The sequence below is a fragment of the Micromonospora sp. WMMD730 genome, from assembly GCF_049178955.1.
Lineage (GTDB): Bacteria > Actinomycetota > Actinomycetes > Mycobacteriales > Micromonosporaceae > Micromonospora > Micromonospora wenchangensis.
Map to the genome: position 1 here is coordinate 5,737,070 of NZ_JBMHML010000002.1, position 19,194 is coordinate 5,756,263.

21 protein-coding genes are annotated in these 19,194 nt (G+C 73.8%); 13 read left to right on the top strand and 8 right to left on the bottom strand.

Annotated features, from left to right (window positions below):
• Nucleotides 1–9 precede the first annotated feature (9 nt).
• Genes ACN265_RS24300 through ACN265_RS24320 form a run of 5 tightly spaced genes read left to right on the top strand, consistent with a single transcriptional unit; the run spans nt 10 to nt 4,786 of the window.
• On the top strand, nt 10–813 hold the full coding sequence (locus ACN265_RS24300; RefSeq protein WP_357928885.1) for a nucleotidyltransferase family protein: 804 nt from the start codon (nt 10–12) through the stop codon (nt 811–813).
• A complete protein-coding gene (locus ACN265_RS24305; protein ID WP_421409714.1) occupies nt 810–1,703 on the top strand; it encodes an NAD-dependent epimerase/dehydratase family protein in 894 nt (297 codons plus the stop codon). The genes ACN265_RS24300 and ACN265_RS24305 overlap by 4 nt, the downstream gene beginning before the upstream one ends.
• 52 nt (nt 1,704–1,755) lie before the next feature.
• Entirely contained in the window at nt 1,756–3,132 is a 1,377-nt protein-coding gene (locus ACN265_RS24310) for a nucleotide sugar dehydrogenase (RefSeq protein ID WP_357928652.1), read from the top strand.
• Nucleotides 3,129–4,094 carry an NAD-dependent epimerase/dehydratase family protein gene (locus ACN265_RS24315; protein ID WP_421409718.1) on the top strand — a complete coding sequence of 322 codons (966 nt, stop codon included), beginning with the start codon at nt 3,129–3,131 and terminating at the stop codon, nt 4,092–4,094. Before ACN265_RS24310 ends, ACN265_RS24315 begins: the two co-directional genes overlap by 4 nt.
• The gene (locus ACN265_RS24320; protein WP_232377246.1) at nt 4,094–4,786 is read left to right on the top strand and encodes a hypothetical protein; all 693 of its coding nucleotides are present in this window, start codon (nt 4,094–4,096) and stop codon (nt 4,784–4,786) included. Before ACN265_RS24315 ends, ACN265_RS24320 begins: the two co-directional genes overlap by 1 nt.
• Nucleotides 4,787–4,933: 147 nt before the next feature.
• Here the strand turns inward: ACN265_RS24320 and ACN265_RS24325 are convergent, their stop codons facing one another.
• Nucleotides 4,934–5,560, bottom strand: a complete 627-nt coding sequence (locus tag ACN265_RS24325; protein WP_421409720.1) for a TetR/AcrR family transcriptional regulator — start codon at nt 5,558–5,560, stop codon at nt 4,934–4,936.
• A gap of 106 nt (nt 5,561–5,666) precedes the next feature.
• Between ACN265_RS24325 and ACN265_RS24330 the strand changes: the two genes are divergently transcribed.
• On the top strand, nt 5,667–6,689 hold the full coding sequence (locus ACN265_RS24330) for a hypothetical protein (protein WP_421409722.1): 1,023 nt from the start codon (nt 5,667–5,669) through the stop codon (nt 6,687–6,689).
• A 30-nt stretch (nt 6,690–6,719) separates the two neighbouring features.
• Here ACN265_RS24330 and ACN265_RS24335 read toward each other — a convergent pair whose 3' ends face one another.
• Complete coding sequence (locus tag ACN265_RS24335) at nt 6,720–7,316, bottom strand: TetR/AcrR family transcriptional regulator (protein ID WP_421409724.1); 597 nt, start codon at nt 7,314–7,316, stop codon at nt 6,720–6,722.
• A gap of 215 nt (nt 7,317–7,531) precedes the next feature.
• Between ACN265_RS24335 and ACN265_RS24340 the strand changes: the two genes are divergently transcribed.
• Both ACN265_RS24340 and ACN265_RS24345 read left to right on the top strand, forming a co-directional pair.
• Nucleotides 7,532–8,551, top strand: a complete 1,020-nt coding sequence (locus tag ACN265_RS24340) for an aldo/keto reductase (protein WP_421409726.1) — start codon at nt 7,532–7,534, stop codon at nt 8,549–8,551.
• 57 nt (nt 8,552–8,608) lie between these two features.
• Nucleotides 8,609–9,454, top strand: a complete 846-nt coding sequence (locus tag ACN265_RS24345) for an LLM class flavin-dependent oxidoreductase (protein ID WP_421409729.1) — start codon at nt 8,609–8,611, stop codon at nt 9,452–9,454.
• A 247-nt stretch (nt 9,455–9,701) separates the two neighbouring features.
• On the opposite strand, the gene ACN265_RS24350 is transcribed toward ACN265_RS24345, so the two are convergent.
• Entirely contained in the window at nt 9,702–9,917 is a 216-nt protein-coding gene (locus tag ACN265_RS24350) for a hypothetical protein (RefSeq protein ID WP_420119398.1), read from the bottom strand.
• Between the two features lie 236 nt (nt 9,918–10,153).
• Here ACN265_RS24350 and ACN265_RS24355 point away from each other — a divergent pair, with 236 nt between their 5' ends.
• A complete protein-coding gene (locus ACN265_RS24355; RefSeq protein ID WP_421409733.1) occupies nt 10,154–11,563 on the top strand; it encodes an alpha/beta fold hydrolase in 1,410 nt (469 codons plus the stop codon).
• Nucleotides 11,564–11,614: 51 nt separating this feature from the next.
• Here the strand turns inward: ACN265_RS24355 and ACN265_RS24360 are convergent, their stop codons facing one another.
• A complete protein-coding gene (locus tag ACN265_RS24360; RefSeq protein ID WP_204923779.1) occupies nt 11,615–12,517 on the bottom strand; it encodes an oxidoreductase in 903 nt (300 codons plus the stop codon).
• Between the two features lie 58 nt (nt 12,518–12,575).
• On the opposite strand from ACN265_RS24360, the gene ACN265_RS24365 reads away from it, so the two are divergent.
• Both ACN265_RS24365 and ACN265_RS24370 read left to right on the top strand, forming a co-directional pair.
• A complete protein-coding gene (locus ACN265_RS24365; RefSeq protein ID WP_204923778.1) occupies nt 12,576–13,169 on the top strand; it encodes a TetR/AcrR family transcriptional regulator in 594 nt (197 codons plus the stop codon).
• Between the two features lie 40 nt (nt 13,170–13,209).
• The gene (locus ACN265_RS24370) at nt 13,210–14,079 is read left to right on the top strand and encodes an alpha/beta fold hydrolase (RefSeq protein WP_357928673.1); all 870 of its coding nucleotides are present in this window, start codon (nt 13,210–13,212) and stop codon (nt 14,077–14,079) included.
• 141 nt (nt 14,080–14,220) lie between these two features.
• Here ACN265_RS24370 and ACN265_RS24375 read toward each other — a convergent pair whose 3' ends face one another.
• Entirely contained in the window at nt 14,221–15,315 is a 1,095-nt protein-coding gene (locus ACN265_RS24375) for a D-alanine--D-alanine ligase family protein (protein WP_421409736.1), read from the bottom strand.
• 150 nt (nt 15,316–15,465) lie between these two features.
• The gene (locus ACN265_RS24380) at nt 15,466–15,696 is read right to left on the bottom strand and encodes a hypothetical protein (RefSeq protein ID WP_204924133.1); all 231 of its coding nucleotides are present in this window, start codon (nt 15,694–15,696) and stop codon (nt 15,466–15,468) included.
• Between the two features lie 253 nt (nt 15,697–15,949).
• Between ACN265_RS24380 and ACN265_RS24385 the strand changes: the two genes are divergently transcribed.
• Together ACN265_RS24385 and ACN265_RS24390 are read left to right on the top strand one after the other, a co-directional pair.
• Nucleotides 15,950–16,795, top strand: coding sequence for a helix-turn-helix domain-containing protein (locus ACN265_RS24385; RefSeq protein WP_088646065.1), 846 nt, complete (start codon nt 15,950–15,952; stop codon nt 16,793–16,795).
• A gap of 7 nt (nt 16,796–16,802) precedes the next feature.
• The gene (locus tag ACN265_RS24390; protein WP_204923775.1) at nt 16,803–17,003 is read left to right on the top strand and encodes a DUF397 domain-containing protein; all 201 of its coding nucleotides are present in this window, start codon (nt 16,803–16,805) and stop codon (nt 17,001–17,003) included.
• A gap of 65 nt (nt 17,004–17,068) precedes the next feature.
• On the opposite strand, the gene ACN265_RS24395 is transcribed toward ACN265_RS24390, so the two are convergent.
• Both ACN265_RS24395 and ACN265_RS24400 read right to left on the bottom strand, forming a co-directional pair.
• Entirely contained in the window at nt 17,069–18,136 is a 1,068-nt protein-coding gene (locus tag ACN265_RS24395) for an ROK family protein (RefSeq protein ID WP_421409740.1), read from the bottom strand.
• Nucleotides 18,137–18,333: 197 nt separating this feature from the next.
• Nucleotides 18,334–19,125: a putative protein N(5)-glutamine methyltransferase gene (locus tag ACN265_RS24400; protein ID WP_357928681.1), complete on the bottom strand. Its 792-nt coding sequence runs from the start codon at nt 19,123–19,125 to the stop codon at nt 18,334–18,336.
• Nucleotides 19,126–19,194: the final 69 nt, after the last annotated feature.

Below are 19,194 nucleotides of genomic sequence, written 5' to 3' on the forward strand. Positions count from 1 at the left end.
TTGCACGCGGTGATCCTTGCCGGTGGCAAAGGGGTACGGCTACGGCCGTACACGACGACGCTGCCGAAGCCCCTGATGCCGATCGGGGACAGCCACTCGATCCTGCAGATCGTGCTCGACCAGCTCGCCTCGCGCGGGTTCACCTCGGTGACCCTGGCGATCAACCATCTCGGCCCGCTGATCCGGGCGTTCGTGGGCGACGGCAACCGGTGGGGGCTGGCCATCGACTACATCGAGGAGGACCGGCCGCTGTCCACGGTCGGCCCGCTGTTCGGCCTCAAGGACCGGCTGCCCGAGGAGTTCCTGGTGATGAACGGGGACGTCCTCACCGACCTGGACTACGGCGACCTGCTGCGCAGCCACCAGCTCTCCGGGGCGGGCCTGACCCTGGCGACCTCCGAACGGGTGCACCGGATCGACTTCGGCGTGCTCGACGTGGACGCCGGCCGGGTCGTCGGGTTCCGGGAGAAGCCGGCGCTGCGCTACCCGGTCAGCATGGGCGTGTACGGGATGTCGCGGCGGACCCTGGAGCCCTACCCGGCCGGGTTGGCCCTCGGCTTCGACCAGCTCGTGCTGGACCTGCTCGCCGGCGGCGACCCGCCGATGACGTACCCGTTCGACGGGTTCTGGCTGGACATCGGGCGGCCGGAGGACTACGACGAGGCGAACCGGTCGTTCCACCAGCTCAAGCCGATCCTGTTGCCGGCCGGGGCCACCCCGGTGGAGGCGGGCGTCGGCGAGCCGGTGGGGGCCGTCGGCGAACCGCTGGCCGCCGACCTGACGGGCGTGGTGGGCGCCGGGGAGCTGACGTGACCCGGGTGCTGCTGTTCGGGGCGTCCGGGTTCATCGGGGGGCACGCCCGTGACGCGCTGACGGCGGACCCCCGGGTGACCGAGGTGGTCTGCCCGGGGCGGGCGACCCACGACCTGCTCGACGGCACGCCGGACGCGCTGGCCGGGCTGCTGCGGGAGGTCGCCCCGGACGCGGTGGTCAACTGCGTGGGGGCGCTCACCGGCTCCGCCGGGCAACTGGTCACGGCGAACACGCTGGTCGCGGCGAAACTGCTGGAGGCGACCGCCGCCGCGGCACCACGGGCCCGGCTGGTCCGGCTCGGTTCGGCAGGCGAGTACGGGCCGGTGCCGGACCGGGTGCCGGTCACCGAGGACTCCCCCGCCCGGCCGGTCAGCGCGTACGGCGTCAGCCACCTGGCCGGCACCCGGCTGTTCCAGCTCGCCGGGGAGGCCGGCGAGGTCGACGCGGTCTCGCTGCGGGTGTTCAACCCGATCGGCCCCGGCATGTCGCAGGAGAACCTGCTCGGTCGGGCGGCGGCCCGGCTGCGGGCCGCCCTGGACGACAGGGCCACCGAGATCACCCTGGGGCCGCTGTCGGCGTACCGGGACTTCGTCGACGTGCGGGACCTGGCCGCGCTGGTCGTCGCGGCGGTCCTCGCGCCGACGCTGCGGCACCGGGTCGTCAACGCCGGCAGCGGCCGGGCCGTCACCGCCCGGGAGGCGGTCGCCCTGCTGGCCGACGCGGCGGGCTACCGGGGCCGGGTCCGCGAGGCAGGTGCCGGGCCGCAGCGCTCGCAGGCGGTCGACTGGATCCAGGCCGACATCGGCCGGGCCGCCGAGCTGGGCTGGTCGCCGGTGCGTGACCTGGCCACCTCGATCAAGGACATCTGGGCCGTCGGCGACGCGCGGTGAGCCGGCGGACCGCTCCCCCTTCACGACACACCCGCACACGAGAGGACAGCAGATGAGCATGAAGATCGGGGTCGTGGGCCTGGGCTACGTGGGGCTCACCCTCACCGCCGCCCTCGCCGACAAGGGCTTCACGGTGTACGGCGCCGACGTGTCACCGGCGGTGCTGGACGCGCTGTCGCACGGCCGGCCGCACATCTTCGAGCCGGGCATCGAGGACGTCTTCGCCGCCCACCTCGGCACCCGCATCCACGTCGCCGCCGACCTGCCCAAGGACACCGTCGACGTGGCGGTGATCAGCGTGTCGACGCCGGTGGACAACATGACCCACCGGCCCAACCTGGCGAACCTGGCCGCCGCCGCCCGGGTGGTGGCGGCGAGCTGCCGGCCGGACACGCTGGTGGTGGTCCGCAGCACGGTCCCGGTGGGCACCAGCCGTCGGGTGGTGCTGCCGGAACTCCAGGCCGCCTGGGGTGAGCGGGTGAAGCTGGTGATGGCCCCGGAGCGCACCATCCAGGGGCAGGCGCTGCGGGAACTGGTGGAGCTGCCGCAGGTGATCGGGGGTCTGGACGACGACAGCCTGGTCGCCGCGACCGACTTCTTCAACGGGCTGGTCCGCACCATCGTCCCGGTCTCCAGCCTGGAGGCCGCCGAGTTGGTGAAGCTGTCCAACAACTGCCACACCGACCTGATCTACGCGTTCGGCAACGAGATCGCGCTGGTCGCCGAGCGGCACGGCCTCGACCCGCTGGAGGTGATCCGGGCGGCCAACGTCGACTACCCGCGCCCCGATCTCGCCAAGCCCGGGTACGTGGGCGGCGGCTGCCTCTCCAAGGACCCGTACATCATGATCGACAGTGCGGGTGACCGCCGGCCGTTCCTCGTCGGCAAGGCCCGCCAGCTCAACGAGTACCTGCCGATCCACGTCGGCGAGACGGTGGTGCGGATGCTCGTCGAGGCGCGCGGGCGCAGCCTCGGCGCCCGGCTGGCGGTGCTCGGGTGGGCGTACAAGGGCTGGCCGGCGACCGACGACATGCGCGGCACGCCGATCGAGCCGATGATGCGGGTGTTCTCCGCCGCCGGGGTCACCGTCCTCGGTCACGACCCGATGGTCACCGACGACGTGATCCGCCAGTACGGCGGCGAACCGGTCAGCCTGGACAAGGCGTTCACCGAGGCGGACGCCGTCCTGATCATCAACGACCACCCGGACTACCGGGCGTTGCGGGTGCCGGAGGTGCTCGGCGCGACGCCACCGGCGTTCGTCTACGACTCGTGGCGGGTGCTCGACGCGGACGCGGTGCTGGCCGCCGGGGTCCGCTACGCCGGGCTCGGCTACCTGCCGCCCGCCCCCGCCGAGGCGGCCGGCGCGGACGCGGCGACCGTCGCCGCCGGTGCGGGCGCGTCGAACACCGCGGCGGTGTCGGCATGAGGGCGCTGCTGCTCGGCGGGGCCGGCTTCATCGGCCTGCACCTGGCCCGGCGGCTCGTCGCCGACGGGCACCGGGTGACGATCGTGGACGACTTCTCCCGGGGCCGCGACGACGCCGACCTCGACCGGCTGCGCGCCGACCCGGCCGTGCAGGTGGTCTCCGGCGATCTGACCGACCCGGCCACCTGGGCGGCGCTGCCGACCGGCTGGGACCAGATCTACCTGCTCGCCGCCGTCGTCGGCGTGCGCAACGTGGAGCAGGACCCGGCCCGGGTGATCCGGGTCAACACCCTGTCGGCGCTGCACCTGCTCGACTGGGTGGCCCCGGGCGAGCGGGTCTTCTTCGCCTCCACCAGCGAGGTCTACGCCGGGGGCGTGACCGCCGGGGTGGTGCCGGTGCCGACGGACGAGACCGTGCCGCCGATGATCTCCGACATCGCCGCGCCCCGGTTCGCGTACGCGGCCAGCAAGCTGCTGGGCGAGGCCGCCTTCCTGCACACGGCGCGGGCCCGGGGGTTCGAGACCGTGGTGGGCCGGTTCCACAACGTGTACGGCCCCCGGATGGGCGCCGACCACGTCATCCCGGAGATGTCGCTGCGCGCCCTGCGTGGGGCCGACCCGTTCCCCGTCCCGGGGGCCGACCAGTTCCGGGCGTTCTGCCACGTCGACGACGCGGTCGAGGCGATGGTGCGGCTGATGGCGGCACCGGCGGCCGCCGGGCAGATCGTGCACATCGGCAACGACCGCGAGGAGACCAACATCGGCGACCTGGCCAAGCTGGTCCTGCGGGTGGCCGGGGTCAGCCCCGCCATCGCCCCCGGGAACGCGCCGCCGGGATCGGTCGTCCGCCGCTGCCCGGACCTGTCCCGGCTGCGTGAGCTGACCGGCTACGAGCCGGGCGTCAGCCTGGAGGAGGGGGTCCGCAGCACGTTCGCCTGGTACCGGGAACACGGGTGGACGTGATGAGCCGACGCCCCATCTGCTTCTACTACGGCGACGGCCGCCTGCCCGAACTGACCCGCTACGTACGGGTGGTGCTGCAACCGGACTTCTACCGTCCGGCCGAGCTGCGCTACCTCGCGGCGCAGGACGTGCAGACCCTCGGCTACCTGTCGCTGTCGGAGGACCAGGGGCCGCCCGCGCCCTGGCAGCGGCAGGAACGCAACCCGGACTGGGGTGGCGCGTTCGTCCACGTCGACCATCCCGGGTGGGTGTCGCACGTGGTGGGGCAGGCGAAGCAGGCGATCGCGCAGGGCTTCGCCGGGCTGTTCCTGGACACGCTCAACGTCGAGCTGACCTTCCCGGAGGACGTGCCGCACCTGCTGACCCTGGTCGCCGCGATCCGGGAGGAGGCGGAGCCGGCGTACCTGCTGGCGAACCGGGGTTTCGGCATGCTGCCCCGGCTGGCCGAGATCGTCGACGGGATCGTCTTCGAGTCGTTCTCGGCCCGGTGGACCGACCATGGCTACGCGCCGTGGCCGCCCGACGTGCTGGAGTTCCACGCCCAGATCGCCGAGCAGTTGCTCCAGCTGGAGCTGGACCTGTACAGCCTCGACTACGCCGACAGTCAGGGCCTGACCGATTTCGCCGAGCGCCGGGCCCGGCAGTTCGGGCTCCAGTCCTCGGTCAGCGACCGCGCCCTGTCGCGTACCTGACCGCCTCACCCGGGGCGGGACCGCTGCGGTCCCGCCCCGCCCGGTACCCCCGCCCCCGCCGGTCCGGGACCGGACCGCGCGTCGGCACCACGCGCGTGCGGCACCCGCCCGGCGGGGGCGGGGTTCCGGTGGAGCCGGTCGGGTGGGTCAGGTCGCGGCGGCGTCGAGTGCCGGGGCCAGCGGCAGCAGCGCGGCCCGGACGAGGTCCGGCAGCGGCGCGGACGGCACCACGAACCCGGCCATCGACGGCACCTCGCCCGTGCCGTGCAGCCACTGCCGCAGCGCCAACCGGGCGGCCGCGCCGACCGCGGCGGCGAGCACCTGGGCGGCCAGCGGTCCGACGCCGGGACAGCGGGTGGTGACCGCCCCGGCCAGGGGTTCCTCGAACGTGGTGACGGCCTCGACGTAGCAGGCGCGCAGCGTGGGGCTGGCGGCGATCATCAGCAGCGCGGCGGGCGGCTGGTCGCCGGGGTCGGCGTACAGGCCCACGACGGCGTCGACGACCGCGTCGGCGAGGCCGACCCCCGGTGGCCGGGCGAGCACCGCCGCCGCGACGCCGGCCGCGCGGTCGGCGGCGACCCCGGCGACGATGGCCTGCTCGCGGCTCGGGAAGTAGTTGTTGTAGGTCCGGGTCGACACGCCCGCCGCCTGGGCGATCTCCTCGACGCGGACGTTGTCCGGCCCCTGTTCCAGCGCGAGGCGCAGCGCCGCCGCCTGCAGCGCCTCCCGGGTGGCCCGCTTCTTGCGTTCCCGCAGCGTCGATGGACCGGTCACGGTGCCACTGTCGCACACACGATACGTGCGCGCAAAATTGCGTGCACGCAAAATTATGCTACGGTCCCTCCGGAAACCGGGAGCACCACGACCGAAAGGGACCGACATGCGCGCCAAAGGCATGGCCTACGACACCGGCTTCGTCACCGACGGCGTCACCTCGGTGCCGCACTGGGACCCCGAGGTGGTCCGGCGGGAGCTGGCCATCATCCGGGACGACCTGCACTGCACCGCCGTCCACCTGGTCGGCGGCGATCCCGGGCGGCTGGAGTCCGCCGCCCGGATCGCCGCCGAACTCGGCCTGGAGGTGTGGTTCTCGCCGTACCCCCTGGAGCTGGAACCGGACCTGATCCGCGCCCTGTTCCTCGACTGCGCCGAGCGGGCCGAGCGGCTCCGCGCGGCGGGGGCCGAGATCGTGTTCGTCGCCGGCGCCGAGCTGAGCATCATGAACCGCGGGTTCATCGAGGGGGAGCGCCTCGCGGACCGCCTCGACCACCTGTTCACCGACCCGGACGGCCGGGCCGGGCGCATCGCCGGGGTCCGCACCCGCCTCGATGCGTTCCTGCGCGCCACCGTGGCGGCGGTCCGCGAACGCTTCCACGGGAGGGTCACCTACGCCGCGATCCCGTTCGAGGGCGTCGACTGGGACCTGTTCGACGTGGTGACCGTCGAGCTGATCCGCTCCGCCGAGGTCGCCGACCAGTTCCGCGACGGCGTACGCCGGCTCGTCGACCAGCCCAAGCCGGTCGCCGTCACCGGCTTCGGCACCGCGACCTGGCGCGGCGCGGGCGACGTCGCGCCGCGCAGCATGGAGATCATCGAGTACGGCCCGGACGGCAGGCCCCACCGGCTGAACGGAGCGTACGAGCGCGACGAGCAGGGCCAGGCCGCCTACCTGAGAGAACTGCTCGACATCTTCGACAGCGAGGGGGTCGACAGCGCCTTCGTCCACCTGTTCGCGCTGCCCAGCCTCCCGCACCGGCCGGACGGAGACCCGCGCGACGACCTCGACCTCGCCAGCCCCGGGATCGTCAAGGTGCTCGACGGGCGCACCGGTACGACGTACCCCGGCCTGCCCTGGGAACCGAAGGCCGCGTTCGCCGCGGTCGCCGCGCACTACGCGCGCTGATCCGCCCGGCCGGGCGGACGGCGTCGCCCCTCAGCGCAGCCGCAGCCCCGCGACGAGGAGCCCGACCATCCGGCGGGCGTCGTAGTAGGGGGCGCGGCCGGCACAGAGGTTGCCGACGGCGAACAGCAGCTCCCGGGGATCAGTGCCGGGGCGGATCTCGCCGGCCGCGGCGGCGGCGTCGAGCAGGCGGGCGCAGGCGGGGACGAGGTGGTCGAGGAAGTACCCGTGCAGCGCCTCGAAGGCGGCGGCGTCCGAGTTCATCGCCCCGGCGAGGCCGTGCTTGGTGACCAGGAAGTCGACGAACTGGTCGATCCAGGCGGTCAGGGCGGCGTGCGGCGAGTGGCAGTCGACGAGCAGGGCCGGCGCGGCCTCGGCGCACGCCTGCACCTGGTGCCGGTAGACGCCGACGATCAGGTCGGCCCGGGTCGGGAAGTGGCGGTAGATGGTGCCGACGCCGACGCCGGCCCGCGCGGCGATGTCACGTACCGGCACGTCGACACCGGCGGCGAGGAAGGCCGCGGCGGCCGCCTCGAGCAGGGTCGCCTCGTTGCGCCGGGCGTCGGCCCGCTTCCGGGGCGCGTCGGCGCGTTCGGGTGGGGTGGGCGACCCCGGTCCACCGTCGGCCATGCGTCGCCACCTCCGGGCACCCTTGGCAAACGGAACAGCGTTCCGTATAGTTCAGAGCGGAACACGGTTCCACTTGCACCATGATGCCAGAGCCGGACGGCCGGCGGCCAGCCGCGCCCCGTCCCCTCCCCACCAGTCCACGGCGCGTCCACACGCGCCGTGGTTCCCGGCGGCACCGACCGGCCGCCACCCCGTCACCCGTGGAGGAAACCCTCATGCAGTACCGCACCCTCGGCCGCACCGGCGTCCAGGTCAGCACCCTCGTACTCGGCGCGATGAACTTCGGTGCCATCGGCCGCACCGGCCAGGCCGAGGCCACCGCGATCATCGACGCCGCCCTGGAGGGCGGGATCAACCTGATCGACACCGCCGACCGCTACAGCCAGGGCGAGTCGGAGGAACTGGTCGGCCGGGCCATCGCCGGCCGCCGCGACGACATCGTGCTGGCCACCAAGGCGGCCATGCCGATGGGCGACGAACGCAACCACCGGGGCACCTCCCGCCGCTGGCTGCACACCGCGCTCGACGGCAGCCTGCGCCGGCTCGGCGTCGACCACATCGACCTCTACCAGGTCCACCGCTGGGACCCGACGACCAGCGACGAGGAGACGCTGTCCGCGCTCACCGACCTCCAGCGGGCCGGCAAGATCCGCTACTTCGGCTGCTCGACGTTCCCCGCGTACCGGCTCGTGCAGGCCGAGTGGGCCGCCCGGGAACACCACCTGGGGCGGTACGTCACCGAACAGCCCAGCTACTCGATCCTGCAACGCGGCATCGAGACCCACGTCCTGCCCGTCACCGCGCAGTACGGCATGGGCGTGCTCGCCTGGAGCCCGCTGGCCTCCGGGTGGCTGTCGGGCGCGGTCCGGGCGGGCCAGGAGATCACCACCCACCGCGCCGACGTCCTGCCCGAGCGCTTCGACCTCACCATCGCCGGCAACCGGGCCCGGCTCGACGCGGTCGAGCAGCTGACCAAGGTCGCCGAGGAGGCCGGGCTCACCCTGATCCAGCTCGCGCTCGGCTTCGTCACCGCGCACCCCGCCGTGACCAGCGCGATCATCGGCCCGCGTACGCCGGAGCACCTGCGCAGCCAACTCGCCGCCGCCGACACCGTGCTCACCGCCGACGTGCTCGACGCCATCGACGCGATCGTCGCCCCCGGCGTCGACCTCGCCCCCGGCGAGAAGCACGACACCCCGCCGGCCCTGCTCGACCCGGCGCTGCGCCGCCGCTGAGCGCCGGATCAGGAAGGACGGCACATGCCGCACCCCACCCCCCTCCGCATCGGGATCATGACCGCACCGATGCAGGTCCACTACCACGACGTGCTGCGGGTCTGGCGCGAGGCGGACGACATCCCCGAGATCGCGCACGCCTGGCTCTTCGACCACCTGATGCCGATCGGCGGCGACCCCGACGGGCCGGCGTACGAGGGCTGGACGCTGCTCTCCGCCCTCGCCGCCCAGACCCGCCGGCTGCGCCTCGGCCTGCTCGTCACCAGCAACCGGTTCCGGCCCCCGGCGATGCTCGCCAAGATCGCCACGACCGTCGACATCGTCTCCGGCGGACGGCTCGACTTCGGCATCGGCGCCGGCTCCCGCCCCGGTCACCCGGCGGCCCGCCGCGAGTACACCGCCCACGGCCTGCCCTACCACGACTTCAGCCACTCGGTGCAGAGCCTCGCCGAGGCGTGCACGGTCATCAGGCGGCTGTGGACCGAGGACGCGCCGTTCGACTTCCACGGCGAGCACGTGCGGTTGACCGGGGCCTACGGTAATCCGAAGCCGGTGCAGCGGCCGTACCCGCCGATCGTCATCGGCGGACGCTCGTCGGCCCTGCTGCGGGTCGTCGCCGAGCACGCCGACGTGTGGAACGTCCCCGGCGGTGGGGACATCGGGGACGTGGCCGCCCGCAGCGCGCTGCTGGACCGCTACTGCGCCGAGATCGGCCGCGATCCCGCCTCGATCACCCGCTCGATCCACCTGCCGGTCTCCTACGACCGGCCCGAGGAGACCCGGGCCGCGATCGGCGCGGCGACCGCCGCCGGGTTCGGGCACGTGATCCTGGGGTTGACGCCGCCCTATCCCGTCGGCGTCGCCCGCTGGATCACCGACGAACTCATCACCCCGTCGGTGTAGCCGGGACGATGCCTCCGGTTCCTGCGCATCCGGCTCAGCCGACCCGGGCGTCCGTCCAGCACCGGCCACCCGGAGGTGGCCCGGGCACGTCCGGGCCGGAACGACGTCGGCTCACGCAGACAGGGCCGGGTCGTTCGCGTCGATCGTCAGCAGCCAGAACACCACAGCCCCACCCTGACCGCGCGGCGTCCGACGTCCCGGGGCGCGACCGACGGCGGCCGGTCGCAGCGCTGACGTCGCCGCGCGGTCACCGGGTCGACGGCACCGCTCCCGACCGGCCGGCCCGTCCGGAGCGCTTGAGCAGCACCGCGCCCCCGGCGACGAGGACGACACCCAGGACCATCCCGACGACGTTGCCCTGGGTCAGCGAGGCCAGCGCACCCAGCACGCCCACCACGACCAGCAGCACACCGAGAACCCGCAGCAGCAGACCACCGGCGGTCTTCATCTGTCCGTTCGCCATACCAACCCTGTTCCCCGCTCGCACCGTCCACAAACGACCGACGGCGGACCGCCCGGGCCGGCTACCGTGCGGTCGACTCCTCGGAGAGGAGTCCACCGCTGGATCACCGACGAGCCCGTCACCCCGTCGAGGTGGTCGGAACGCAACCTCAGGGACGAGATCCGGGTTCCTCCGCATACGGCTCGGGTGGGCCGGGGGCCAGGGTGGACGGGTAGCCACAACCTGGGAGGTCCGCCGTGTTCCGTCGTACCGTGACCGTCGTCGTCGCCCTGCTCACCGTCCTCGCCGGTCTCCCGGCGGTCGCCCAGGCGCGTCCCGGGCCACCACCGGGCCTGAGCTGGGGTGACTGTCCCGACGACCTGCCCGACGTGCCACCCGACCCGCGCGTGCGGTGCGCCCCGCTGCGCCTGCCGGTGGACTGGACCAGACCGGACGGCCCCACGTTCACCCTCGTCGTGGCCCGTCGGGCCGCCCGGATGGCGGAGCAGCGGGTGGGCACGCTGGTGTTCGGGCCGGGCGGCCCCGGGGACTCGGGGGTGGAACGCATCCGCCGGGGGGACCGGTTCAGCGACGAGCTGCTGGACCGCTTCGACCTGGTCAGCTTCGATCCGCGTACGGTGGCCCGCAGCGCCGCCCCGGTCTGCACGCCCGACCCGGAGCTGCGCAGGCCACCCGTCGTGCTGACCGGCCAGGCCGACTTCGACGCCACGGTGGCCTACAACCGGGCGCTGTGGAACCGGTGTCGCCCGACCAGCCCGGTGTTCGGGCACGCCGACACGCTCAGCACCGTGCACGACCTGGAGGCGCTGCGGCGTGCGCTGGGTGAGCGGCGGTTGACCTTCCACGGCAGCTCGTACGGCACGCTGCTGGGCCAGCAGTACGCCGAACGGTATCCCGACCGGGTACGGGCCGTGGTGCTGGAGGGCGTGTTCGACCACAGCCTGGACGTGTGGTCCTTCGTCCGTACCCAGGCGGCGGCGCTCCAGGACGCCTTCGACGAGTTCGTGACCTGGTGCGACAGCTCACCCGGGTGCGTGCTGCACGGCCGGGACGTCCGGGCGGTCTGGGCCGCGGTGCTGGCTCGCGCCGACAACGACGGGTACGCCCCGCGCACCGCCTTCGACGTCACCGCCGTGGCCCTCGGGATGCTCGCCGGCCCCCGCTTCCCACAGCTTGCCGAGGCCATTCGGGACATGGCCGCCGGCATGCCGCCGCCCGAGGTGAAACTCCCGGTGGCCGTGGCGGTCTTCTGCGCGGACTGGCCGGCCACCGTCCGCGACCACCACGAGTACACGGCCCTGCTCCGGGCAGCCAGGGCGGTCGCACCGGACGTCCGCTACGGTGCCGGTCTGCTGGCCGTGCACACCTGTCTGGGCTGGCAGTCCCCGGTCCGGAATCCACCGCACGAGCTACGGGTGCGCACCCACACGCCGTTGCTGCTGCTCAACGCCCGGCACGATCCCCGCACCGGCTACGCCTGGGCCACCAACGTCGCCCGACAGCTGGGCCGGCACGGACGCCTGGTCACCTACGAGGGCTCGGGCCACGGCACCTACCTGCGCAACGCGTGCACGGTCGCCGTGGTCGACAGGTACCTCGTCGACCTGACCCTGCCCGCTGCCGACGCCCGCTGCCCCGCAGGGTGAACCGTTCCGTCAGCGACCCACCGGGGTCCGGACCGCGCCGTCGGCGGTCACCTACCGGACGGGCTGGGCGGTCAGGGGGAAGGTGACGCCGGTCAGCTCCTCGGAAACCGTCCACAACCGACGGGCGACGGCACCGTCGCGGGCGTTCCTGGAGCGGCCGACGAGCTTCGGCGCGCCACGCCCCTCGAAAAGGCCGTCCGGCCCGGCGTAGCTGCCGCCCGGAATGTCGGCGACCGCCGCGTAGAGGGTGGGCGACGCGCCGTCGGCGTCGCTCTGCGCGAGCCGGTTGACCAGGGCCGTCTGGAGCCGGTTCCACCAGGAGCGGTCGCCGTCGAGGTGCCCAAGCAGGTTGGTGGCGGCCAGGCCGGGATGGGCGGCGGTCGCCAGCACCGGCGAGCCGGCCTCGGTGAGCCGGCGGTGCAGTTCGGCGGTGAACAGCAGGTTCGCCAGCTTCGACTGGGCGTACGCGGGGAACGCCCGGTAGGGGCGGCGCTCCCAGTTCAGGTCGGCGAAGTCGATCTTCCCGGCCCGGTGCGCGCCGGAGGCGACGGTGACCACCCGCCCCCGGATCTGCGGCAGCAGCAGGTTGGTGAGCGCGAAGTGCCCGAGGTGGTTGGTGCCGAACTGGAGCTCGAACCCGTCGGCGGTACGGGTCGGCGGCGGGATCATCACGCCGGCGTTGTTGACCAGCAGGTCGATCGGCCCGGTCCAGCCCTCGGCGAACGCGCGGACGGAGGCGAGGTCGGCCAGGTCGAGCCGGCGTACCTCGACGTCGCCGGTCATGCCCGCGGCGGCGGCGGCGCCCTTGGCGGGGTCGCGGACGGCGAGCACGACCCGGGCACCCCGGGCGGCGAGCGCCGTGGCGGCGACCCGGCCGATGCCGCTGTTCGCGCCGGTCACGATGACGGTACGGCCGGTCTGGGCGGGGATCTGGGCGGTCGTGAATGTTGTCATGGGAAACAATGTATACGGCGACAACAATGTCGGCAACGGCGACATTTTTCCGGCTACCATGACCCCCGTGCCCGCGTACCACCACGGAAACCTGCGGTCGACGCTGCTCGCCGCCGCCGAGCGCAGCCTGCGCCAACACGGCGCGGGCCAGCTCTCGCTGCGCGAACTGGCCCGGGAGGCGGGCGTCAGCCACGCCGCGCCGCGCCGGCACTTCGCCGACCGGCAGGCGCTGCTGGACGCCCTCGCCGAGGCCGGGTTCGCCCGGCTGCACGCCGAGCTGCGCACCGCGCTCGCCGCCGCGGGTACGGACTTCGGGTCACGCCTGCACGCCATGGCCGCCGCCTACCTGCGGTTCGCCACCGAGGACGCCGCCCTGCTGGAGCTGATGTTCACCGGCAAGCACCGCGAGGGGGCCGAGCACCTCGTCGCGGCCGCCGCCGGACCGTTCGGGCTGATGCACGACCTGATCGTCGAGGGGCAGGCCCGGGGGGTGCTGGAACCCGGCTCCCCGGACCGCGCCGGCATCGTGCTGTTCGCCACGTTGCAGGGCATCGCCACGCTGGTCAACGGCAACCTGGTCGCGCCCGGGCTGCTCGACGGGATCACCCGCACGGCGGTCGACCAGTTCCTCCGGGGGTCCCGCCCCCGGTGATCGCCGGACGATGTCGGGGGGCGGTCGTAGGCTCGGCGTCATGCCGAGGACGCACACGCTCACCCTGCCGGGAGTGGAACTGGTCTACGACGTTCGCGGCCCGCTCCCCCCGGCGGACGGGCGTCCCGCCCTGGTCATGATCGGCCAGCCGATGACGGCCGACGGCTTCGACGCGCTCGCCGCCCAGTTCGCCGACCGCACGGTCGTCACCTACGACCCGCGCGGCCTGGGTCGCAGCGTCCGCACCGACGGCCGGTCCGACCACACGCCCCAGCAGCAGGCCGACGACCTGCACCACCTGATCGGGGCGCTCGACGCCGGTCCGGTCGACATGTTCGCCAGCAGCGGCGGGGCGGTGACCGCCCTCGCCCTGGTCGCGGCCCACCCCAACGACGTCGTCACGCTGGTGGCGCACGAGCCGCCCGTCAACGCCGTGCTGCCCGACGCCGCCGCCGCCGAGCGCGCGCGGGCCGCCTTCCACGAGGCTTACCAGGCGAGGGGCACCGGCGCGGGGATGGCCGCGTTCATCGTGATGACGTCGTGGCAGGGCGAGTTCACCGACGCCTACTTCGCCCGGCCCGAGCCCGATCCGGCGACGTTCGGCCTGCCGACCGACGACGACGGCAGCCGTGACGATCCGCTGCTGTCGAAGAACTCGTGGCCGGTCACCGACTACCGCCCCGACGCGGCGGCACTCACCGCCGCACCGACCCGGATCGTCATCGCGGTCGGCGAGGAGTCGGCCGGGACGTACACCGCCCGGACCGCCGTCGGCACCGCCCACCTGCTCGGCCAGGAGGCCACCGTGTTCCCCAGCCACCACGGCGGTTTCCTCGGCGGTCACGCCGGCTACGCCGGCAAGCCCCGGGAGTTCGCCGCGAAGCTCCGTGAGGTGCTGGCCACCCCCTGACCGACCGGCGACGACGCCCCGGCCGGTGAGCCGAAACAGCGGTCAGCGGGGGCCCGGTGAACAACGGCGCAAAAGCGGTATCCCCTGGTCGGGATACCGCCACATCAGCTCCGATGAGTCGATCATCCGGGGCGCAGGTGGTCAGTACCGGTGCAGCGCCGTGCGGATCAGCCGGTTGACCAGCTTGGGGTACTCCAGGCCGCTGGCCGCCCACATCTGGGGGAACATCGACGTCGGGGTGAACCCGGGCATCGTGTTGATCTCGTTGAGGTAGACGTCCAGGTCGGGGGTGACGAAGAAGTCGACCCGGGCCAGGCCGGAGCAGTCCAGCGCGGTGAAGGCGCGGGTGGCGTACTCCTGGACCTGGTGGGTGACCCGGTCGGGCAGGACGGCGGGGACGTCGTACTCGCAGACCTCGTCGGCGAAGAGGTACTTGGCCTCGAAGTCGTACCACTCGCGGTCGCCGACCATCCGGACCTCGGCCAGCACGGACGCCTCGGGCGCCCCGCCGGCCTCGCCCTCCAGCACGCCACACTCGATCTCCCGGCCGACGACCGCGGCCTCGACGAGCACCTTGGTGTCGATCTCCCGGGCGACGGCGACCGCGTCGTCGAGCCGCGCCCAGTCGTCAACCCGGGTGATGCCGAACGACGACCCGGCCCGGGACGGCTTCACGAAGACCGGCAGGCCCAGCCGCTGCTTGTCGGCCTCGCTGAGGGTCATCCCGTTGCGCAGCACCGCGTACGGGCCGACCGGGATGCCCTCGGCGGCGCAGAGCTTCTTGGTGAACTCCTTGTCCATCGCGGCGGCGGAGGCGAAGACGTTCGCGCCGACGTACGGGATGTCGGCCATCTCCAGCATGCCCTGGATGGTGCCGTCCTCGCCGTACGCGCCGTGCAGCACCGGGAAGACCACGTCCACGTCGGCGAGCGCGCGGGGACCCTCGGTCGGGTCGAGCACCAGCAGACCGCCGGCGGTGGGGTCGGTCCGCAGCACCACCTCGGCCCCGGCCCCGGCGGTGACCTCCGGGAGCCGGCGCGCCCGGATCGCCAGCTCGCCCGGGTCCCCGCTGGTCAGCACCCACTGGCCCTGCCGGGTGATGCCGACCGGCACCACGTCGTACTCGTCGGGGTCGAGCGCGCCGAGCACGCTGCCCGCGCTGACGCAGGAGATGCCGTGCTCGGGGCTGCGTCCGCCGAACACGATCGCCACGCGGGTCTTGCCTGGGGTGGTCACTCGGGTCACCTCTCGGTACGCGACTGCGGAGCCGTCAGTTGCGCTCACCCGACTGACCTTACTGTGGGTTGCGGCGGACCGATGGTGATACCCGGCAGGAAGCGAGCGACCCTCGCAAACGGTCATCCGGCCCGATACGTTACGTGACGATCAGGGCCGGTGGGGGTGGTGGCCACGCCCCCGCCCGACCGCGATCACCTTCACCCGCTGCCGCCCGGCACGGACCATGCCCAGGGCCATGAACGCCCCGGCTATCCGGTCGGCGGCCTCCCGGCTGCTGGCGCCGACCACCTGCCGCCGACGCTCGGGCCGGGCCCGCTCGTCGCGGGTGGACGTCTCCACCGGCCGGACGTCGCTGAGCACCACCAGGAAGCGCGTCATCGCCGTCACCAGACCCCTCACTGTTGGAAGTCCTTTCTCGACGCATGCGGCGGCGGCACGTGGCGATCGGGAACGGGGGAGTAAACCCGATCGCCACGCGCCTCATCCCCTCCGGTCACTCACCATCGCCGTCGCCACGACAACCGTTGGTGAGGACTCCGTTACAGGTTGACAGGTGCACAGGCGTGAATGCAACTCTCATCGCCTCTTCTCTCATGCACGTCTTCCCATAGACCTGTGTCACCATCGATGCATGGCACCGAAGACCGCCCGTGCTCGCCGCCTCGGCATCGCCCTGCGCGCCCACCGGGAGGCGGCCGGCCTCACCCTGGAAGCCGCCGCCGACGAGATCAACAGCACCCGCAGCACGCTCAGCCGCTACGAGAACGCGCAGACGCTGGTCAGCCCGGCCACCGTCCGCGCGCTGCTCAGCCTCTACGGGGTCCGGCCCGACGAGATCGCCGCGGCGGTCCAGCTGGCCAAGGACACCCGCAAGCCCGGCTGGTGGGTGCCCTACTCACACCTGCTCGACAAACGCACCATCGACTTCATCGCGCTGGAGGCCGAGGCCACCGCGATCGCCAACTTCGAACCGTCCATCGTCCCGGGTCTGCTCCAGACCGCCGACTACATCCGGGGCGTGATGCGGGGCGGGCCGCACACCCTCACCGACGAGCAGGTCGAGCAGCGGGTCAAGCTCCGGCTGGACCGGCAACAGCGGATCACCGCCGCCGAACCGCCGATCTTCGACGCGATCATCGACGAGGGCGCGCTGCTGCGCCCGGTGGGCGACCGGACGGTGATGCAGGCGCAGCTCAGCCACCTGCTCAAGACCTCGGAGCTGCCGAACGTCACCGTCCAGGTGATCCCGCTCGCCGCCGGCTACCACCGGGGCACCCGGGGCTCGCTGCACATCCTGGAGTTCGCCGACCCGGAGGACCCGCTGATCGCCTCGGTGGAGACCGTCGCCGGTCAGATGGTCCTGGACCGGCCGGGTGACCTGCGTACCTGCACCAAGATCATGGAACACCTGCGGACCGTCGCGCTCAGCCCGGCCGACAGCCGCGACCAACTCGTGCAACTGATGAAGGGACGGTAGGAGACCGATGACACCCACGATCGGCGGGGCCCTGTCCGGGGCCGCCTGGCGCAAGAGCAGCCACAGCGGGGACGAGGGGGCCTGCGTCGAGCTGGCGTCGCTACCGGGCCGGGTCGCGATCCGCGACTCCAAGGACCCGGGCGGCCCGGTGCTGCTCTTCCCTCCCACCGCCTGGTCCGCCTTCGCCACCGCCCCGCCGCGCCGCTGACCACCCCGGCCCCGCCCCGCACCCGTCGTGACGGGGTACGGGGCGGGGCCGGGCGCGTCGGCGGGTCAGTCGACCGGGACGTCGGCGGGTGGGGGCGCGGCGGGTGGGGTGGCGGGGCGGACCGCCTCGGCGGCGGCGATGGCCACCCCCCGCGCGCCGGCCATGTCCCGGTCCGGCACCAGTGCGAACGTCGCCAGCGCGGCCTGCTCCTCCCGCAGCACGGTGTGCGCGCGGACGGCGTCGAGGAACCAGTCCCGGAACTCCGGTGCCGCCTCGACCACCCCGCCGCCGACGAAGTACGCGTGCGGATCGGTGAAGTTGGCCGCGATGGTGAACAGCCGGCCGAGCGCCGCCGCCTGCTGGGCGAAGACCTCCCGGGCCAGCGCGTCGCCCCGCTCGGCGTACCCACGCAACAGGGTGGCGGCCCGCTCGGGCGGCTCCTGCGCCAGCGGGTGCCCCGGATACCGGGACAGCCAGTACGGCAACAGGTTGCGCCGGATCGCGGTCAGCGAGGCGACGCTCTCCGCGTCCCCGGTGAAGCCGCAGGCGCAGCGCGGTTCGGGCTGGTCGGGGGCGAGCAGCCCGGCCAGCGGGATGTGCACGTGACCGAACTCGCCCGCCATCCCGGCCGCCCCGGTGACCACCCGGCCGTCGACCACCACCGCGCCGCCGAGACCGGTGCCGACGATCGCCGCCACCGACGACCGGGTCGCCGCGTCGGCTCCGAAGTGGACGTGGTGGGCGTAGAGTGCGGCGGCGTTGCCGTCGTTGTGGTAGATCACCGGCAGTCCGAGCCGCCGCTCCAGCGCGCCGCGCACGTCGAAGCCGTGCCAGGCCGGCTGGGCGAAGTTCGTCGAGCCCCGCGACGAGATGACGCCCGTCGCGCTGGCCGGGCCCGGGGTGTCCAACCCGACCGCCCGGACCAGCCCCCGGGGCACCCCGGCGTGGGCCAGCACCCCGTCGAACGCGCCGGCCAGCGCCTCGATGGCCGCCTGCGGGCCGGCGGTCACCTCGCTGGGGGTCTCCACCAGCCCGTCGACCAGGAACCGGCCGTCCAGACTCAGCACCGTGGCGTTGTTGCTGGTGCCACCGTTGTCGAGGCCGACCACCACCGGCACGTCCACGCTGACCATCCGCCACCTCCGACCGGGCCTGCTGCGAGGTTAGTTCCCGTTCCCACCGCCCGTCACGCCCCACGTGCGGCAATCCCGCCCGGCACCCGCCCGGCCGGCGACCGGCCCCGCGCCGGGGCCACCGGCCCCGCGCCGGCGGCCCGGGGCCGGCCCGACGACACGGGACCCGCACAGCGACACGGGGCCGGTTCGGCGGCTCACTCCGGCCGGCGGGCCAGGACCCCTGTCGCGTCCCACCGGTCGGCGTGCAGGACCCTCGGCAGCAGCCCCAGGCCGGTCATCGCCGCACAGAGCGCCTCTGCCTGCCCGGCGCTGACCTCCACCACCAGGTGCCCGCCGGGCCGCAGCCAGTCGACCGCACCGGCGGCGACCCGGCGCAGCACGGCCAGCCCGTCGACGCCCCCGTCCAACGCCACCGCCGCCTCGTGCAGCCGGGCCTCCGCCGGCATCAGCGCCACCGCCGGGGTCGGCACGTAGGGAGCATTGGCGACCACCACGTCCAGCCGGCCCCGCCAGTGCGCCGGCAGCGGGTCGTACAGGTCGCCCCGCACGACGGTGACGTCCCGGCCGGCCAGGTTGCGGCGGGCGCAGGCCACGGCGGCCGGGTCGACGTCGACGGCGGCGAGCCAGCGCGGGGCGAGCCGGTCGACGAGCGCCACGCTGATCGCCCCCGACCCGCAGCACAGGTCGACCAGCGCCGGGGCCGGCCCGGCGACCGACGCGGCGGCCTCCACCAGCAGCGCGGTCCGGGCCCGGGGGACGAACACCCCCGGGTCGACGGCGACCCGACGGCCGCAGAACTCGGCCCAGCCGAGCAGGTGTTCCAACGGTTCACCGGCGATCCGCCGGTCGGTGAGGGCGGTGAGCGCCTGCGGCGAGTCGGCGGCGGCGGTGAGCAGCGCGGCCTCGTCCTCGGCGTAGACGCAGCCGGCGGCGCGCAGCCGGGCGACGAGGGCGGCGGGGTCGTGGGGAAACGGATCGGATGCCATGGTGATGCCTTTCGGGAGCGCACGTCGGCGCTCCCACCGTCGCTACCGCGGCGACGGGGCTCCGTTGCC

Excerpts from the sequence above, each read along its gene's own strand:
- ACN265_RS24310 (WP_357928652.1), top strand. The coding sequence starts at position 1,756 with ATGAGCATGAAGATCGGGGTCGTGGGCCTGGGCTACGTGGGGCTCACC.
- ACN265_RS24345 (WP_421409729.1), top strand. The coding sequence starts at position 8,609 with ATGACCGCACCGATGCAGGTCCACTACCACGACGTGCTGCGGGTCTGG.
- ACN265_RS24340 (WP_421409726.1), top strand. The coding sequence starts at position 7,532 with ATGCAGTACCGCACCCTCGGCCGCACCGGCGTCCAGGTCAGCACCCTC.
- ACN265_RS24320 (WP_232377246.1), top strand. The coding sequence starts at position 4,094 with ATGAGCCGACGCCCCATCTGCTTCTACTACGGCGACGGCCGCCTGCCC.
- ACN265_RS24360 (WP_204923779.1), bottom strand. The coding sequence starts at position 12,517 with ATGACAACATTCACGACCGCCCAGATCCCCGCCCAGACCGGCCGTACC.
- ACN265_RS24350 (WP_420119398.1), bottom strand. The coding sequence starts at position 9,917 with ATGGCGAACGGACAGATGAAGACCGCCGGTGGTCTGCTGCTGCGGGTT.
- ACN265_RS24395 (WP_421409740.1), bottom strand. The coding sequence starts at position 18,136 with ATGGTCAGCGTGGACGTGCCGGTGGTGGTCGGCCTCGACAACGGTGGC.
- ACN265_RS24370 (WP_357928673.1), top strand. The coding sequence starts at position 13,210 with ATGCCGAGGACGCACACGCTCACCCTGCCGGGAGTGGAACTGGTCTAC.
- ACN265_RS24385 (WP_088646065.1), top strand. The coding sequence starts at position 15,950 with ATGGCACCGAAGACCGCCCGTGCTCGCCGCCTCGGCATCGCCCTGCGC.
- ACN265_RS24390 (WP_204923775.1), top strand. The coding sequence starts at position 16,803 with ATGACACCCACGATCGGCGGGGCCCTGTCCGGGGCCGCCTGGCGCAAG.
- ACN265_RS24315 (WP_421409718.1), top strand. The coding sequence starts at position 3,129 with ATGAGGGCGCTGCTGCTCGGCGGGGCCGGCTTCATCGGCCTGCACCTG.
- ACN265_RS24400 (WP_357928681.1), bottom strand. The coding sequence starts at position 19,125 with ATGGCATCCGATCCGTTTCCCCACGACCCCGCCGCCCTCGTCGCCCGG.
- ACN265_RS24335 (WP_421409724.1), bottom strand. The coding sequence starts at position 7,316 with ATGGCCGACGGTGGACCGGGGTCGCCCACCCCACCCGAACGCGCCGAC.
- ACN265_RS24380 (WP_204924133.1), bottom strand. The coding sequence starts at position 15,696 with ATGACGCGCTTCCTGGTGGTGCTCAGCGACGTCCGGCCGGTGGAGACG.
- ACN265_RS24365 (WP_204923778.1), top strand. The coding sequence starts at position 12,576 with ATGACCCCCGTGCCCGCGTACCACCACGGAAACCTGCGGTCGACGCTG.
- ACN265_RS24330 (WP_421409722.1), top strand. The coding sequence starts at position 5,667 with ATGCGCGCCAAAGGCATGGCCTACGACACCGGCTTCGTCACCGACGGC.